The organism is Pseudomonas sp. BIOMIG1BAC (assembly GCF_001705995.2).
Lineage (GTDB): Bacteria > Pseudomonadota > Gammaproteobacteria > Pseudomonadales > Pseudomonadaceae > Aquipseudomonas > Aquipseudomonas sessilinigenes.
Genome location: NZ_CP049045.1, coordinates 7,322,594 through 7,336,980 on the forward strand (window position 1 = coordinate 7,322,594; position 14,387 = coordinate 7,336,980).

Consider the following 14,387-nt stretch of genomic DNA (forward strand, 5'->3'; position numbering starts at 1 on the left):
GAGAAAGCGCAATTCAGGGTCCTGAATGAGCATTTCGAAGCCTTTTTTAACGCCCCATGGGCTAAGCGCAGCAGATCGTGAACAGGCTCTCAGGCCTTCTGGCTGTGTTGCCGATCCTCCCGTGGGCAGCGAGTGAACCGCGCGCGGTAGCTGCGGGTGAAATAGGACGGCGATTCGAAACCGCAGGCGATGCTCACTTCCAGCACGCTCAGGTCGCTCTGGCGCAATAGCTGGCGGGCCTTGTCCAGGCGCAGCCCGAGGTAGAAATTGCTCGGCGTGTCGTTGAGGTGCAGGCGAAACAGCCGCTCCAACTGGCGTCGGGTGATGTTGACCGACTCGGCCAGGGCCAGGGTGCTCAAGGGCGGCTCGCTGTGCTGCTCCATCTCGCCGATCACCTGCACCAGTTTCTTGTTGTTGATGCCGTAGCGGCTGGCGACCTCCATGCGCTGGTGGTCCTTGCGCGGACGGATGCGCCCCAGCACGAACTGCTCGCTGACCTGGATCGCCAGCTGCGGGCCGTGGGCCTGGCCGATCAGGTCGAGCATCATGTCGATGGACGCCGTGCCACCGGCCGAGCTGATGCGCCGCCGGTCGATCTCGAACAGTTCCTGGGTGACGCTCAGCTGTGGATAAGACTCCTTGAAGGCGTCGATCGCTTCCCAGTGCAGGGCCACCCGGTGCCCTTCCAGCAGGCCGGCCTCGGCCAGCACCACGCTACCGGTGTCGATCCCGCCCAGGGTCACCCCGTCCCCATCCAGGCGCCGCAGCCAGTGCTCCAGGGCCGCGCCGAAGGAGCGCAGTGGCTCGAACCCGGCCACCACCAGCAAGGTGGCGCCCTTCTTCAACGGCTCCAGCGCGGCATCGGCGTTGACCGACATGCCGTTGCTGGCCAGCACCGCCCCGCCATCCACACTCAATACATGCCAGCGATACAGCCCGCCGCGAAAGCGGTTGGCCACCCGCAAAGGCTCGATGGCCGAGATGAAGCCGATGGCCGAGAACCCCGGCAGCAGCAAGAAGTAGAAATCCTGGGACATGGGACGCACTCGGAGGACGGGCGGCGTGGCCAATGTGATACGCCGTTTCCCGGGCGGCTTCAAGACACGAGGTCGCTGCAGTGCAAGAGCCGGTCGCCGCTGTGCGTTTTCGCAACCCGCCAGCTGCGTAACGTGGCATCACCGGCGCACGAAGACGCCGGGCCCACAATAACGACCTGCCGAGGAAACCCTCATGAAACGACTGATCAGCCGTTGCGTCCTGGCTCTTAGCGGTACCCTCCTGTTCAGCTCCGGGGCCATGGCCGCCGATGCCGCCAGTTGCCAGAACGTGCGCCTGGGCGTGGTCAACTGGACCGACGTGATCGCCACCAGCGCCATGGCCCAGGTCCTGCTCGACGGCCTCGGCTACAAGACCAAGCAGACCAGCGCCTCGCAGCAGATCATCTTCGCCGGCATCCGCGACCAGCGCCTGGACCTGTTCCTGGGCTACTGGAACCCGCTGATGACCCAGACCATCACCCCGTTCGTCGAGGCCGGCCAGGTCAAGGTCCTCGACCAGCCCAGCCTGAAAGACGCCCGCGCCACCCTCGCCGTGCCCACTTACCTGGCGGACAAGGGCCTGAAGAGCTTCGCCGACATCGCCCGGTTCGAGAAGGAGCTGGGCGGCAAGATCTACGGCATCGAGCCCGGCTCCGGTGCCAATACCCAGATCAAGGCGATGATCGCCAAGAACCAGTTCGGCCTCGGCAAGTTCCAGCTGGTGGAGTCCAGCGAGGCCGGCATGCTCGCCGCGGTGGACCGCGCGGTACGGCGCAAGGAGGCGGTGGTGTTCTTCGGCTGGGCGCCACACCCGATGAACGTCAACGTGCAGATGACCTACCTCTCCGGCAGCGACAACGCCCTGGGGCCCGATGAAGGCCGGGCCACGGTCTGGACGGTCACCGCCCCCAGCTACGCCCAGCAGTGCCCCAATGTCAGCCGGCTGCTGGCCAACCTGACCTTCAGCGCCGAGGACGAGAGCCGCATGATGCAGCCGCTGCTGGACCACAAGGACGCCCTGGAATCCGCCCGGCAGTGGCTCAAGGATCACCCGCAAGACCAGCAGCGCTGGCTCGACGGGGTGACCACCTTCGACGGCAAGCCGGCCATCGAGCACCTGCAACTGACCCGCCAATAACCTGAATACCTGTGCCGTCGCGCCGCCCGCCAGGGCCGCGCACGGCAGCGCCACGCCCCCAGCAAACACGCCTGTAAGGAAATTGCACCATGAACCACGACGTCATCATCACTTGCGCACTCACCGGGGCCGGCGATACCACCGCCAAGAGTCCCCATGTACCCATCACCCCCAAGCAGATCGCCGCCGCCGCGGTAGAAGCCGCCAAGGCCGGGGCCACCGTGGTCCACTGCCACGTCCGCGATCCGCAGACCGGCAAGTTCAGCCGCGACGTGGCGCTGTACCGCGAAGTCATGGAGCGCATCCGCGAGGCCGACGTCGACATCATCGTCAACCTCACTGCCGGCATGGGCGGCGACCTGGAAATCGGCCCGGGGGAACGCCCCACCGAGTTCGGCCCCAATACCGACCTGGTCGGCCCGCTGGCGCGCCTGGCCCACGTCGAGGCGCTGCTACCGGAGATCTGCACCCTGGACTGCGGCACCCTGAATTTCGGCGACGGCGACACCATCTACGTCTCGACCCCGGCCCAACTGCGGGCCGGCGCCAAGCGTATCCAGGAACTGGGGGTGAAGGCCGAGCTGGAGATCTTCGATACCGGCCACCTGTGGTTCGCCAAGCAGATGATCAAGGAAGGCCTGCTGGACGACCCGCTGTTCCAGCTGTGCCTGGGCATTCCCTGGGGCGCCCCGGCCGATACCACCACCATGAAGGCCATGGTCGACAACCTGCCGCCGGACGTGGTCTGGGCCGGCTTCGGCATCGGCCGCATGCAGATGCCGATGGCCGCCCAGGCCGTGCTGCTGGGCGGCAACGTACGGGTCGGCCTGGAAGACAACCTGTGGCTGGACAAGGGCGTGCTGGCCACCAACGGCCAGTTGGTGGAGCGCGCCAGCGAGATCCTCAGCCGCCTGGGAGCAAGGGTCCTGACCCCGGCCGAGGGCCGCCAGAAGATGGGCCTGAACAAACGCGGATAACCACTCCGGCCTTGTACGAGGCTGCGCACGGCGGCAACGCAGCCGCCAAAACAGCAACCATGAGTGACCGGGCACACCGCGCCGTCCGGCTTCACGACGGCTACGCCGCCGAACGCAGCCTTGCAGGCTCGGCAGCGGCTACAGATACCTCCATTTTTTGACCATCAGGACATTGCCATGCGTTTTATCACCGACATCAAGACCTTCGCTGCCCTGGGCAGTGGCGTGATCGGCAGCGGCTGGGTAGCCCGCGCCCTGGCCCATGGCCTGGACGTGGTGGCCTGGGACCCGGCTCCAGGCGCCGAGGCGGCGTTGCGCCAGCGGGTGGCCAATGCCTGGGGCGCACTGCAGAAGAACGGCCTGGCGCCCGGTGCCTCCCAGGACCGCCTGCGCTTCGTGGCGACCATCGAGGAATGCGTGCGTGACGCGGACTTTATCCAGGAAAGCGCCCCGGAACGCCTGGAACTCAAGCTGGAGCTGCACAGCAAGATCAGTGCGGCGGCCAAGCCCGATGCACTGATCGGCTCCAGCACCTCGGGGCTGCTGCCCAGCGAATTCTACGAAGGCTCGACTCACCCGGAACGTTGCGTGGTGGGCCACCCGTTCAACCCGGTGTACCTGCTGCCGCTGGTGGAGGTGGTGGGCGGCAAGCGTACCGCGCCAGAGGCCGTGCAAGCGGCGATCCAGGTCTACCAATCCCTGGGCATGCGCCCGTTGCACGTGCGCAAGGAAGTCCCCGGGTTCATCGCCGACCGTCTTCTCGAAGCGCTGTGGCGCGAGGCCCTGCACCTGGTCAACGACGGCGTGGCGAGCACCGGGGAAATCGACGATGCGATCCGCTTTGGCGCCGGCCTGCGCTGGTCGTTCATGGGCACCTTTCTCACCTACACCCTGGCGGGCGGCGACGCTGGCATGCGCCACTTCATGGCCCAGTTCGGCCCGGCGCTGCAACTGCCCTGGACCTACCTGCCAGCCCCGGAGCTGACCGACAAGCTGATCGACGACGTGGTCGAAGGCACCGCCGAGCAGTTGGGCACGCACAGCATTGCGGCCCTGGAGCGCTATCGCGACGACTGCCTGCTGGCGGTGCTGGAGGCGGTGAAAACCACCAAGGCCAGGCACGGCATGAGTTTCAGCGAATAACGCCTCCTGCAAGCCACTGCCGGGCGCCTTGGGGCCTTCGGCAGCGGCCCCGGGATTCCACTGCCCCTTGCCCGAGCCCCTGCCATGCCTGCACTGACTACCTACAACACCCGCATCATCAGCGACTGGGTCGATTACAACGGCCATCTGCGCGATGCCTTCTACCTGCTGATCTTCAGCTACGCCACCGATGCCCTGATGGACTGCCTGGGGCTGGACAGCGACAACCGCGAAGCCAGCGGCCACTCGCTGTTCACCCTGGAGCTGCACCTGAATTACCTGCACGAGGTGAAGCTCGACACCGAGGTGCAAGTACGCACCCAGATCATCGGCCACGACCACAAGCGCCTGCACCTGTACCACAGCCTGCACCAGGTCGGTGATGCCCGGGAGCTGGCCGGCAACGAACAGATGCTGCTCCACGTCGACCTCGCCGGGCCGCATTCGGCGCCGTTCACCGACGCCGTGCGGCAACGGCTTGCGGCCCTGCAAACCGCACAGGCGGACCTGCCACCTCCGGCCTGGATCGGCCGGGTGATCGGCCTGCCCGCGCAGAAGTAATCCCCAACCCGAAAAGGAGATCGCCGTGCACACCGCCGCCTTTGCCGACTACCGCAGCTATCCGTTGATCAGCGCGCTGGCCACCGTCCAGGCCTTGCCGGACCAGGTCCTGGTGCAGTGGGCGGACGGTCGCTGGAGCCCCTTCCACCACCCCTGGCTGCGGGACAACTGCTCCTGCCCCCAATGCGTCTATCCGGTGACCCGCGAGCAGGTACTGGAGATCCTCGATGTGCCCGAGGACCTGGCGTGCTCCAGCGCGCAAATCGACCACCAGGGTTGCCTGCAAGTGATCTGGCAGGACGGCCACCAGAGCCGTTTCGACCCAGGCTGGTTGCGGGCCCACGCCTATGACCCGCAGTCGCGCGAGGAGCGCCGCGTGGCCAGGGCCCACAGCCGGTTATGGGACAGCAGCCTGCAACTGCCAGTCTTCGAATACCAGGCGGTGATGGACGATCCCCAGGCGTTGTTGCAATGGCTGCTGGCGGTGCGCGATATCGGCCTGACCCAGGTCCGGGGAGCACCGACCGAACCTGGCGCGCTGGCAGCGATCGCCCGGCGGATCTCGTTCATCCGCGAAAGCAACTTCGGTGTGCTGTTCAACGTGCAATCCAAGGCCGATGCCGACAGCAATGCCTACACCGCCTTCAACCTGCCGCTGCACAGCGACCTGCCCACTCGCGAATTGCAACCGGGCTTGCAGTTCCTGCACTGCCTGGTAAACGACGCGGCAGGCGGCGAAAGCATCTTCGTCGACGGTTTCGCCATCGCCGATGCCCTGCGCCGGGAAGACCCCGAGGCGTTTCGCACCCTGTGCGAAATCCCCGTGGAATTTCGCAACAAGGACCGCCACAGCGACTACCGCTGCCTGGCGCCGATCATCGCCCTGGACGCCCTGGGCCAGGTGGCGGAGATCCGCATGGCCAACTTCCTGCGCGGCCCCTTCGACGCACCGCCAGAACAGATGCCGCCCCTGTACCACGCCTATCGAAGCCTGATCGCCCTGACTCGCCAGGCGCGCTTTCGCTTGGTGCGGCGCCTGGAACCGGGGCAGCTGTGGTGCTTCGACAATCGGCGCACCCTGCATGCGCGCAATGCCTTCGATCCGGCCAGCGGCGCTCGGCACTTCCAGGGCTGCTACATCGACCGCGACGAACTGCTCTCCAGAATCCTGGTGCTACAGCGCTGATCCTCACCCCTCCCGCCCCGGCTCCGCCGTAGGAGCCGGCTTGCCGGCGAAGCTTGCCGGAGAGCTTTCCACAGGCAAAAAAAAGCCCCGATCAAGCCGTGACAGGATCGAGGCAGGGACTACTGCTGAGGAGCTGCGGTGAGAAGGTGACCAAACCGACACGACGCGAGCTGGTTTCAGTCTGCCCACTCTGCCTTCCCGCGAGTTAGCCAAGAGCGACCTGCTCATAGGTAATAGGGCCACAGCCACGCCTTCAGATGTCCTCGGTATACAGCACCACCGTCACATAGAAATAGCCGATCTTGTGCCAATCCTGGCGCTGGTTGTAGGGCGTCTCTTCAGAGCCCATGCCAATCTGGTAATTACGCCCGGTCTTTTTATCCCTATAGGAAATGAAACCCTTCGTTTCCCAGCCGCAGCAGACAAACCTGAGCCCCTCCTGAACCCCCAACTCCCGCTGCAGATAGCGCTCTACCTCATGGGCATCCTTACCTTTGACCCGGTAACTGGCGGTCAGCGGTGCGCCCTGATCCTGGGGCTTCGACTCACAGCGGAAAAACTCCAGGGACTTCGGTGGATCGGTCATGGCCTTCAGAAAATCGCCACACTCGGGAGCTGCCAGAGCAGCGCTGGAAACCATCAACAACAAACAGGCGAACCCCATTCTGAACATCACTTTCATCCACTCCAGCTCCATGGTTTGCCACTCGGCGGCCATCCTACCGAACACCCAGCGCATGCACAGAGTGTCTTTGCGCGGCAGGAGCGCTCATTACCCCACCCTTAAGGCAAGCCCGAAGCCTCACAAGCAAGCGCCGCAAGACTTGATTGCGCCGCCTTTTCCCAACGCTGTGGCAACCGGCCATGGCCATCGACTTAGCCGAAAACGACCTGTTCATAGGTAAACGGGCCATCGCGACAATCTGCCCTTGCCGCCATCGGGACGGCCTACCAGAATCGGCTGGCGACCCCACTCCCTGAACAAGGATAAGCGCCATGATGCACGCGGATTTGATTGACCAGGACGACCTGCTGGGGCAACTCCGGGCCCTGGGTTTCGAGATGCCCGCAGGCGCCAGTGCCGAGCAGGCCTGCGAATGCGCAGTCAGGGGCCTGAGCGATGCCCGGGCCAAGGCACTCAAGGGCATGGTCGAGCAGATGCTCACCGGCAACGCGACCATTCTTCCTGCCGTGCGCCAGGCCCTCGACCGCCAGCTGTTGCCGGCATTGGCCGAGTACCAGCAGCAAAAACGCGCCTGAATCGCCCCGGTGCCATGGGCCGGTTGCTAGAGTACGCACCTCTTTGTACTGCACAGGCGACTGCCCATGATCCGTATCCTGCCCGGCCAAGCCGCCGATCCCGGCCATTGGCTGCAATTGCGCCTGGGCCTGTGGCCCCACTGCCCCCCCGAGGAACACCGGGAAGAAATCCGCCAGATGCTCGCCGAGCCCGCTCGCTACGGCTGCTGGCTGGCCCAGGCCGCCAGTGGTGAAACGCTGGGCCTGGCTGAGGCGTCGTTGCGCCGCGACTACGTCAATGGCACCGACAGCTCGCCGGTGGTGTTTCTGGAAGGTATCTACGTCGCTCCCGAACACCGGCGCCAAGGCATAGCCCAGCGCCTGATCGAACAGGTCAGCCAGTGGGGGCGGCAGCAGGGCTGCGTGGAGATCGCCTCGGACGCCAGCCTGGACAACCTGGTCAGCCATGCCCTGCACCACGCGCTCGGCTTCGAGGAAACCGAGCGCGTGGTGTATTTCAAGAAGGCGCTGTGACCGGGGCGGCCTGCGACCGCGCCTAGAGACGCACGCTGGCGAAGGTGGATTCGTTGCGCGCCTGGCTCAGGGCCGACAGTGGCCCGGACAGTGGCGCCAGGACCATGGCCTGGGGCAGCGGCATCATCGCCACCTGCTGGGTGGTGTTGGAACCGATGCGCTCGTCCCGTGGCGGAATGCCGAAATACTCGCGGTAGCACTTGGAGAAGTGCGGGGTGGAGACGAAACCGCAGACCGAGGCCACTTCGATGATCGACATCGGCGTCTGCTTGAGCAGTTGCCGGGCGCGGATCAAGCGCAGCTTGAGGTAGTAGCGCGATGGCGAGCAGTGCAGGTACTTCTGGAACAGGCGCTCCAGTTGCCGGCGCGATACCGCGACGTACACCGCCAGTTCGTCGAGGTCGATCGGCTCCTCCAGGTTGGCTTCCATCAGCGCGACGATTTCCTGCAGCTTGGGCTGGTTGGTGCCCAGCATGTGCTTGAGCGGTACGCGCTGGTGGTCCTGCTCGTTGCGGATGCGCTCGTAGACGAACATCTCCGAGATCGCCGCCGACAGCTCGCGGCCGTGATCGCGGCTGATCAGGTGCAGCATCATGTCCAGCGGCGCGGTGCCTCCGGAGCTGGTGAAGCGGTTGCGATCGAGGGTGAACAGGCGGGTGCTCATGGCCACCCGGGGGAAGGCTTCCTGCATCGCCGCCAGGCACTCCCAGTGCACGCTGCAATCGAAGCCGTCCAGCAGGCCGGCGCAGGCCAGCGCCCAGCTGCCGGTGCACACGGCGCCAAGGCGTCGGGACTGACGGGCCTGGCTCTGCAACCAGGACACATGCTCACGGGTCACGGTGCGCTGGATGCCGATACCGCCGCAGACGATCACGGTATCCAGGCTGGGGGCTTTGTGCATGGAAGCGTCGGGAGTGATTTGCAGGCCATCACTGGCCCAGACCTGGCCGCCATCGACGCTGAGGGTGGTCCAGCGATACAGCTCGCGGCCGGACAGTTGGTTGGCCATGCGCAGGGGTTCGACTGCGGAGGCCAGGGAAATCAGCGTGAAATTGTCCAGCAGCAAAAAGCCGATGGATTGAGGCGCACGGTTCTGGGGCTGGGCCCCGGAGTTGAACGACGTCATCGCGATATCTCCTCACACAAAGCGGGTGATGGCCTCAGGCGGAGGCTCTTTTTATTGGTGCCCTGTCACTCGAGGGAAACGGGCTTGGTCATCACAGAGCAATTGCCATGCCTAAAGTTGAATGGGCATTCAATAACTCCTGAAAACGACGTCGCGAAGCCTCTACATAGCCCTTGCCTGTGTGCGGATTAAAGACATGCAGAACGAAAGTCGCCGGCGGGCGCCGGCGAGGGTGAGCAGTTAGGTAGCACTCGTAGAGCCGTCGCGCGTGCAGGCCACAGCCGAGTGTCACTCAAAGCGCAACGCAGCGACGAACGGGAATGCCCGTCGGCTCCGTGGGCCACTTGTCTAATCACGACGCGCTAAAAGGTGGCGTCCTCCCGCGCCGATGGGCCGTTTGCGCGCAGCGGCGGGCGGCTCAGCATTCCACGGCGCTTACGGCCAGGCCGCCGCGGGAAGTTTCCTTGTATTTGTCATGCATGTCGGCCCCGGTATCGCGCATGGTGCGAATCACCCGGTCCAGGGAGATGAAGTGCTGGCCATCGCCACGCAGGGCCATCTGCGCGGCATTGATCGCCTTCACCGCGGCGATGGCGTTGCGCTCGATGCAGGGCACCTGGACCAGGCCGCCCACCGGGTCGCAGGTCAGTCCAAGGTTGTGTTCCAGGCCGATCTCCGCAGCGTTGCACAATTGTTCCGGGGTAGCACCGAGGATCTCCGCCAGTCCCGCCGCCGCCATGGCGCAGGCCGAGCCGACCTCGCCCTGGCAACCGACCTCGGCACCGGAGATGGAGGCATTCTTTTTACACAGGATGCCGATGGCCGCCGCACCGAGGAAGAAGTCCACCACATGGGCGTCGGTCACCTCCTCGCTGAACTTCATGAAGTAGTGCAGCACCGCCGGGATGATCCCCGCCGCACCGTTGGTGGGCGCGGTGACCATGCGCCCGCCGGCGGCATTCTCTTCGTTGACCGCCAGGGCATAGAGGTTGACCCACTCCATGGCGCTCAGGGTCGAGCCGATCACATTGGGCTTGTTCAGCTCCTGCAGGCTGCGGTGCAGCTTGGCCGCCCGGCGCCGTACATGGAGCCCGCCCGGCAGCGTGCCCTCGTGCTTGAGGCCTTGTTCCACGCAGTCCTGCATGGCGCGCCAGAGCGCCATCAGCCCACTGCGGATTTCTTCCTCCGAGCGCCAGGTCTTCTCGTTGGCCAGCATCAGCTCGGCCACCCGCAGGTTGTGCCTGCGGCACAGATCCAGCAACTCCACCGCACTGGAGAAATCGTAGGGCAGCTCGCTGCGATCCAGGTCCGCCACGCCACTGTCGGCCTGGGCCTGGTCGACGACAAAACCGCCGCCGACCGAATAATAGGTGTCGCGATGCAGTTCCCCGCCCTCGCCTTCGGCCACCAGGGTCATGGCATTGGGGTGGAACGGCAGGTTCTCGTCGAGCAGGCGCATGTCCCGGGACCAGATGAACGGCACCGGCAGGCGCCCGTCCAGCAACAAGGTAGAGGTCTGTCGCAGCAGGTCGATGCGGGTGCCGATCAACGAGGGGTCGATCGCATCGGGCCACTCGCCCATCAGCCCCATGATCACCGCGTTGTCGCTGCCATGGCCGATACCGGTGGCCGACAGCGAGCCATAGAGCTGGACCTCGATCCGGCGCACCTGATCCAGCAGCTGTTTTTCACCCAGCGCCTGGGCGAACAGCGCGGCTGCGCGCATGGGGCCGACGGTGTGGGAACTGGAGGGGCCGATACCGATTTTGAACAAGTCGAAAACACTGATAGCCATGCCTGGGTGACTCCTCGATGAGCACAGTCCGGACGCCGAAAACGCCCACTGACGGAGCTGCTACGCTCAAGCTGCAATCCGCCGAGAAGGGCGCATCATCAGGCTTTTGCCGGGTTTGCCGACGTCTGACACCGACTCGTTCATGTCCACCAACGCCGCTTGGCGACAGGGCCTGATTCCGGGCGTTTTTTACGCCCCGGATGAAGGAAAAATTGCGGAAAAACGCTGTAAGCGACGTCACCGACACTGGATGCGACCCTCCCTGTACTGGATACGACGCACCCCGTAGGCGACAGATTTTCACTGGTACATGATCAGTCTCGACTCGATTGCAAGGGGCTGTTGACGTTTGGTGGCAGGCCGCGACGGCGGTCCACTTGGCAAACGTCAACAGCCCCTGGGGTGGTAGAGCTGTTCCCGACACACCAACCGCCACACTTAATAAGCGCGGTCCAAACGCCGCCAAGAAGAACATCCAGGAGTCTCCCCTCTATGAAAGGTTCCCCCTCGTTGTTGCTGGCCGCCATGCTGGGTCTGCCGCTTCTGGCACACGCTGCAGAACCGGCACAGTGCGGTACCGTGAACTTCTCCGATGTCGGCTGGACCGACATCACCGTGACCACCGCCACCACCAGCGTCGTGCTCAACGCCCTGGGCTACAAGACCAAGACCACGATGATTTCCGTGCCGGTGACCTACAAGTCCCTGGCCGACGGCAAGAACATGGACGTCTTCCTGGGTAACTGGATGCCGACCATGGAAAACGACATCAAGGCCTATCGCGAGGCCGGTACTGTGGAGACCGTGCGCGCCAACCTGGAGAACGCCAAGTACACCCTGGCCGTTCCCGAGGCCTTGTATGACAAGGGCCTCAAGGACTTCGCCGACATCGTCAAGTTCAAGAAGGAACTGGACGGCAAGATCTATGGCATCGAGCCGGGCAACGACGGCAACCGCACCATCCAGAGCATGATCGACAAGAATGCCTTCGGCCTGAAGGACGCCGGTTTCAAAGTGGTGGAATCCAGCGAGGCGGGCATGCTCAGCCAGGTGGAGCGCGCCCAGCGCCGCGACACCGCGGTGGTGTTCCTGGGCTGGGAACCGCACCCGATGAACACCCGCTTCAAGATGAAGTACCTGACCGGCGGCGACGAGTTCTTCGGCCCCAACTTCGGCCAGGCGACCATCTACACCAACACTCGCAAGGGCTACGCCCAGGAGTGCAGCAACGTCGGCCAACTGCTGAAGAACCTGTCGTTCACCCTGAACATGGAAAGCACCCTGATGGGGAACGTGCTGGACGACAAGATGAAGCCCGACGCGGCCGCCAAGGCCTGGCTGAAGAACAATCCTCAAGTGCTCGATACCTGGCTCGCCGGAGTCACCACCATCGATGGCAAACCAGGCCTGGAGGCCGTCAAAGCCAAGCTGGCCCAGTAAGTCGCTTACGCCGGGCGGGTTCGCCCGCCCGGGCTGTTTTTCCATTGCATGCGGACGTTCAATACCATGCTCACTGATCAGAAAATCCCCCTGGGCCAGTACATCGCGGCCTTTGTAGAGTGGCTGACGAAACACGGCGCCAACATCTTCGATGCGATCGCCACCAGCCTGGAAGCCATGATTCACGGCGTGACGTTCGCGCTGACCTGGTTCAACCCCCTGGCCCTGATCGGCCTGATCGCCCTGCTGGCCCACATGATCCAGCGCAAATGGGGCCTGACCGTATTCGTCATCCTGTCCTTCCTGCTGATCCTCAACCTGGGGTACTGGCAGGAGACCATGGAGACCCTGGCCCAGGTGACCTTCGCCACCCTGGTCTGCGTGGTCATCGGCGTGCCGCTGGGCATCCTCGCCGCGCACAAGCCGATGTTCTATACCGCCATGCGCCCGGTGCTGGACCTGATGCAGACCGTGCCGACCTTCGTCTACCTGATCCCAACCCTGACTCTGTTCGGCCTGGGCGTGGTCCCGGGGCTGATTTCCACCGTGGTGTTCGCCATCGCCGCGCCGATCCGCCTGACTTACCTGGGTATCTGCGACGTGCCACAGGAGCTGCTGGATGCCGGCAAGGCCTTTGGTTGTTCACGCCGCCAGTTGCTGACCCGTATCGAATTGCCGCACGCGATGCCGAGCATCGCCGCCGGCGTGACCCAGTGCATCATGCTGTCGTTGTCGATGGTGGTGATCGCGGCCCTGGTGGGCGCCGATGGCCTGGGCAAACCCGTGGTCAACGCACTGAACACCGCCGATATCTCCCTGGGCTTCGAAGCAGGCCTGGCGATCGTGTTGCTGGCAATCATGCTCGACCGTATCTGCAAGCAGCCGGAACTGCCGGCAAGGGGTGAGGCATGAGCATCATTCGTTTCGAAGACGTCGACGTCATCTTCTCCAACAAGCCGCGCGAGGCCCTGGCACTGCTGGACAAGGGCCAGACCCGCGAGCAGATCCTCAAGCAGACCGGCCTGGTGGTCGGTGTGGAAAAGGCCAACCTGGACATCAACAAGGGCGAGATCTGCGTGCTGATGGGCCTGTCCGGTTCGGGCAAGTCGAGCCTGCTGCGCTGCATCAACGGCCTCAATACCGTGAGCCGCGGCAAGCTGTTCGTCGAGCATGAAGGCAAGCACATCGATATCGCCCACTGCTCCCCGGCCGAGCTGAAGATGATGCGCACCAAGCGCATCGCCATGGTGTTCCAGAAGTTCGCCCTGATGCCCTGGCTGACGGTGCGCGAGAACATCAGCTTCGGCCTGGAGATGCAGGGCCGCCCGGAGAAGGAGCGGCGCAAGCTGGTGGACGACAAGCTGGAGCTGGTGGGCCTGACCCAGTGGCGCAACAAGAAGCCGGACGAGCTGTCCGGTGGCATGCAGCAACGCGTGGGCCTGGCCCGTGCCCTGGCCATGGACGCCGACATCCTGCTGATGGACGAGCCCTTCTCGGCCCTCGACCCGCTGATTCGCCAGGGCCTGCAGGACGAGTTGCTGGAGCTGCAGCGCAAGCTGAACAAGACCATCGTGTTCGTCAGCCACGACCTGGACGAAGCCCTGAAACTGGGCAGCCGCATCGCCATCATGAAGGACGGGCGGATCATCCAGTACAGCAAGCCCGAAGAGATCGTGCTCAACCCGGCGGACGACTACGTGCGGACCTTCGTCGCCCATACCAACCCGTTGAACGTACTGTGCGGGCGCAGCCTGATGCGCAGCCTGGACAACTGCAAGCGGGTCAACGGTTCGGTGTGCCTGGACCCGGGTGGCGACTCCTGGCTGGACCTGGCCGAAGGCAACACCATCAAGGGTGCCCGACGCAACGGCTCGCAGCTGGACCTGCAGAACTGGGTGCCCGGACAGTCGGTGGAAGAGCTGGGCCGGCGCCCGACCCTGGTGGATTCCAATATCGGCATGCGCGAAGCCCTGCAGATCCGCTACCAGACCGGCAACAAGCTGGTGCTCCACGATAACCACAAGGTGGTGGGGATCCTTGGCGACAGCGAGCTCTACCACGCACTGCTCGGCAAGAACCTGGGCTGATGGACACAAACGACAACGCCGCGACCTGGGTCGCGGCGTTGTCGTTTGAGCGGGAATAGAGGTGCGAATTGCACCTGTTGCAGGAGCGGATGTGGCGGTACGCCACACATCGCTTCGCGGGCGA

At 64.4% G+C, this 14,387-nt stretch carries 14 protein-coding genes; 10 read left to right on the top strand and 4 right to left on the bottom strand.

What is annotated here, in order from left to right:
• Nucleotides 1-89: 89 nt before the first annotated feature.
• Nucleotides 90-1,037, bottom strand: coding sequence for a GlxA family transcriptional regulator (locus ATY02_RS34075; protein WP_068583111.1), 948 nt, complete (start codon nt 1,035-1,037; stop codon nt 90-92).
• Between the two features lie 193 nt (nt 1,038-1,230).
• Between ATY02_RS34075 and ATY02_RS34080 the strand changes: the two genes are divergently transcribed.
• The 5 genes from ATY02_RS34080 to ATY02_RS34100 all read left to right on the top strand — a co-directional run bounded on the left by ATY02_RS34080 (nt 1,231) and on the right by ATY02_RS34100 (nt 6,042).
• Nucleotides 1,231-2,175: a choline ABC transporter substrate-binding protein gene (locus ATY02_RS34080; RefSeq protein ID WP_068583108.1), complete on the top strand. Its 945-nt coding sequence runs from the start codon at nt 1,231-1,233 to the stop codon at nt 2,173-2,175.
• Between the two features lie 89 nt (nt 2,176-2,264).
• Nucleotides 2,265-3,152 carry a 3-keto-5-aminohexanoate cleavage protein gene (locus ATY02_RS34085; RefSeq protein WP_068583106.1) on the top strand — a complete coding sequence of 296 codons (888 nt, stop codon included), beginning with the start codon at nt 2,265-2,267 and terminating at the stop codon, nt 3,150-3,152.
• A 177-nt stretch (nt 3,153-3,329) separates the two neighbouring features.
• Nucleotides 3,330-4,295, top strand: coding sequence for an L-carnitine dehydrogenase (locus ATY02_RS34090; protein WP_068583103.1), 966 nt, complete (start codon nt 3,330-3,332; stop codon nt 4,293-4,295).
• Nucleotides 4,296-4,379: 84 nt separating this feature from the next.
• Nucleotides 4,380-4,856, top strand: a complete 477-nt coding sequence (locus ATY02_RS34095) for a thioesterase family protein (protein ID WP_068583099.1) — start codon at nt 4,380-4,382, stop codon at nt 4,854-4,856.
• 25 nt (nt 4,857-4,881) lie between these two features.
• Complete coding sequence (locus ATY02_RS34100; protein ID WP_068583097.1) at nt 4,882-6,042, top strand: gamma-butyrobetaine dioxygenase; 1,161 nt, start codon at nt 4,882-4,884, stop codon at nt 6,040-6,042.
• 253 nt (nt 6,043-6,295) lie between these two features.
• Here ATY02_RS34100 and ATY02_RS34105 read toward each other — a convergent pair whose 3' ends face one another.
• Entirely contained in the window at nt 6,296-6,781 is a 486-nt protein-coding gene (locus ATY02_RS34105; RefSeq protein ID WP_228022244.1) for a DUF4952 domain-containing protein, read from the bottom strand.
• A 257-nt stretch (nt 6,782-7,038) separates the two neighbouring features.
• Here ATY02_RS34105 and ATY02_RS34110 point away from each other — a divergent pair, with 257 nt between their 5' ends.
• Complete coding sequence (locus ATY02_RS34110; protein ID WP_068576789.1) at nt 7,039-7,302, top strand: hypothetical protein; 264 nt, start codon at nt 7,039-7,041, stop codon at nt 7,300-7,302.
• A gap of 66 nt (nt 7,303-7,368) precedes the next feature.
• On the top strand, nt 7,369-7,815 hold the full coding sequence (aac(6'), locus tag ATY02_RS34115) for an aminoglycoside 6'-N-acetyltransferase (RefSeq protein WP_068576787.1): 447 nt from the start codon (nt 7,369-7,371) through the stop codon (nt 7,813-7,815).
• Nucleotides 7,816-7,837: 22 nt separating this feature from the next.
• Here aac(6') and ATY02_RS34120 read toward each other — a convergent pair whose 3' ends face one another.
• Together ATY02_RS34120 and ATY02_RS34125 are read right to left on the bottom strand one after the other, a co-directional pair.
• Complete coding sequence (locus tag ATY02_RS34120) at nt 7,838-8,941, bottom strand: GlxA family transcriptional regulator (RefSeq protein WP_022641528.1); 1,104 nt, start codon at nt 8,939-8,941, stop codon at nt 7,838-7,840.
• A 418-nt stretch (nt 8,942-9,359) separates the two neighbouring features.
• The gene (locus ATY02_RS34125; RefSeq protein WP_068576786.1) at nt 9,360-10,736 is read right to left on the bottom strand and encodes an L-serine ammonia-lyase; all 1,377 of its coding nucleotides are present in this window, start codon (nt 10,734-10,736) and stop codon (nt 9,360-9,362) included.
• A gap of 492 nt (nt 10,737-11,228) precedes the next feature.
• On the opposite strand from ATY02_RS34125, the gene ATY02_RS34130 reads away from it, so the two are divergent.
• The 3 genes from ATY02_RS34130 to choV all read left to right on the top strand — a co-directional run bounded on the left by ATY02_RS34130 (nt 11,229) and on the right by choV (nt 14,263).
• A complete protein-coding gene (locus ATY02_RS34130; protein ID WP_068576784.1) occupies nt 11,229-12,176 on the top strand; it encodes a choline ABC transporter substrate-binding protein in 948 nt (315 codons plus the stop codon).
• A 66-nt stretch (nt 12,177-12,242) separates the two neighbouring features.
• Entirely contained in the window at nt 12,243-13,088 is an 846-nt protein-coding gene (gene choW / locus ATY02_RS34135) for a choline ABC transporter permease subunit (protein ID WP_068576781.1), read from the top strand.
• Nucleotides 13,085-14,263 (top strand): choline ABC transporter ATP-binding protein, encoded by a 1,179-nt coding sequence (choV, locus tag ATY02_RS34140; RefSeq protein ID WP_068576779.1) that lies wholly within the window; start codon nt 13,085-13,087, stop codon nt 14,261-14,263. Before choW ends, choV begins: the two co-directional genes overlap by 4 nt.
• Nucleotides 14,264-14,387 lie beyond the last annotated feature (124 nt).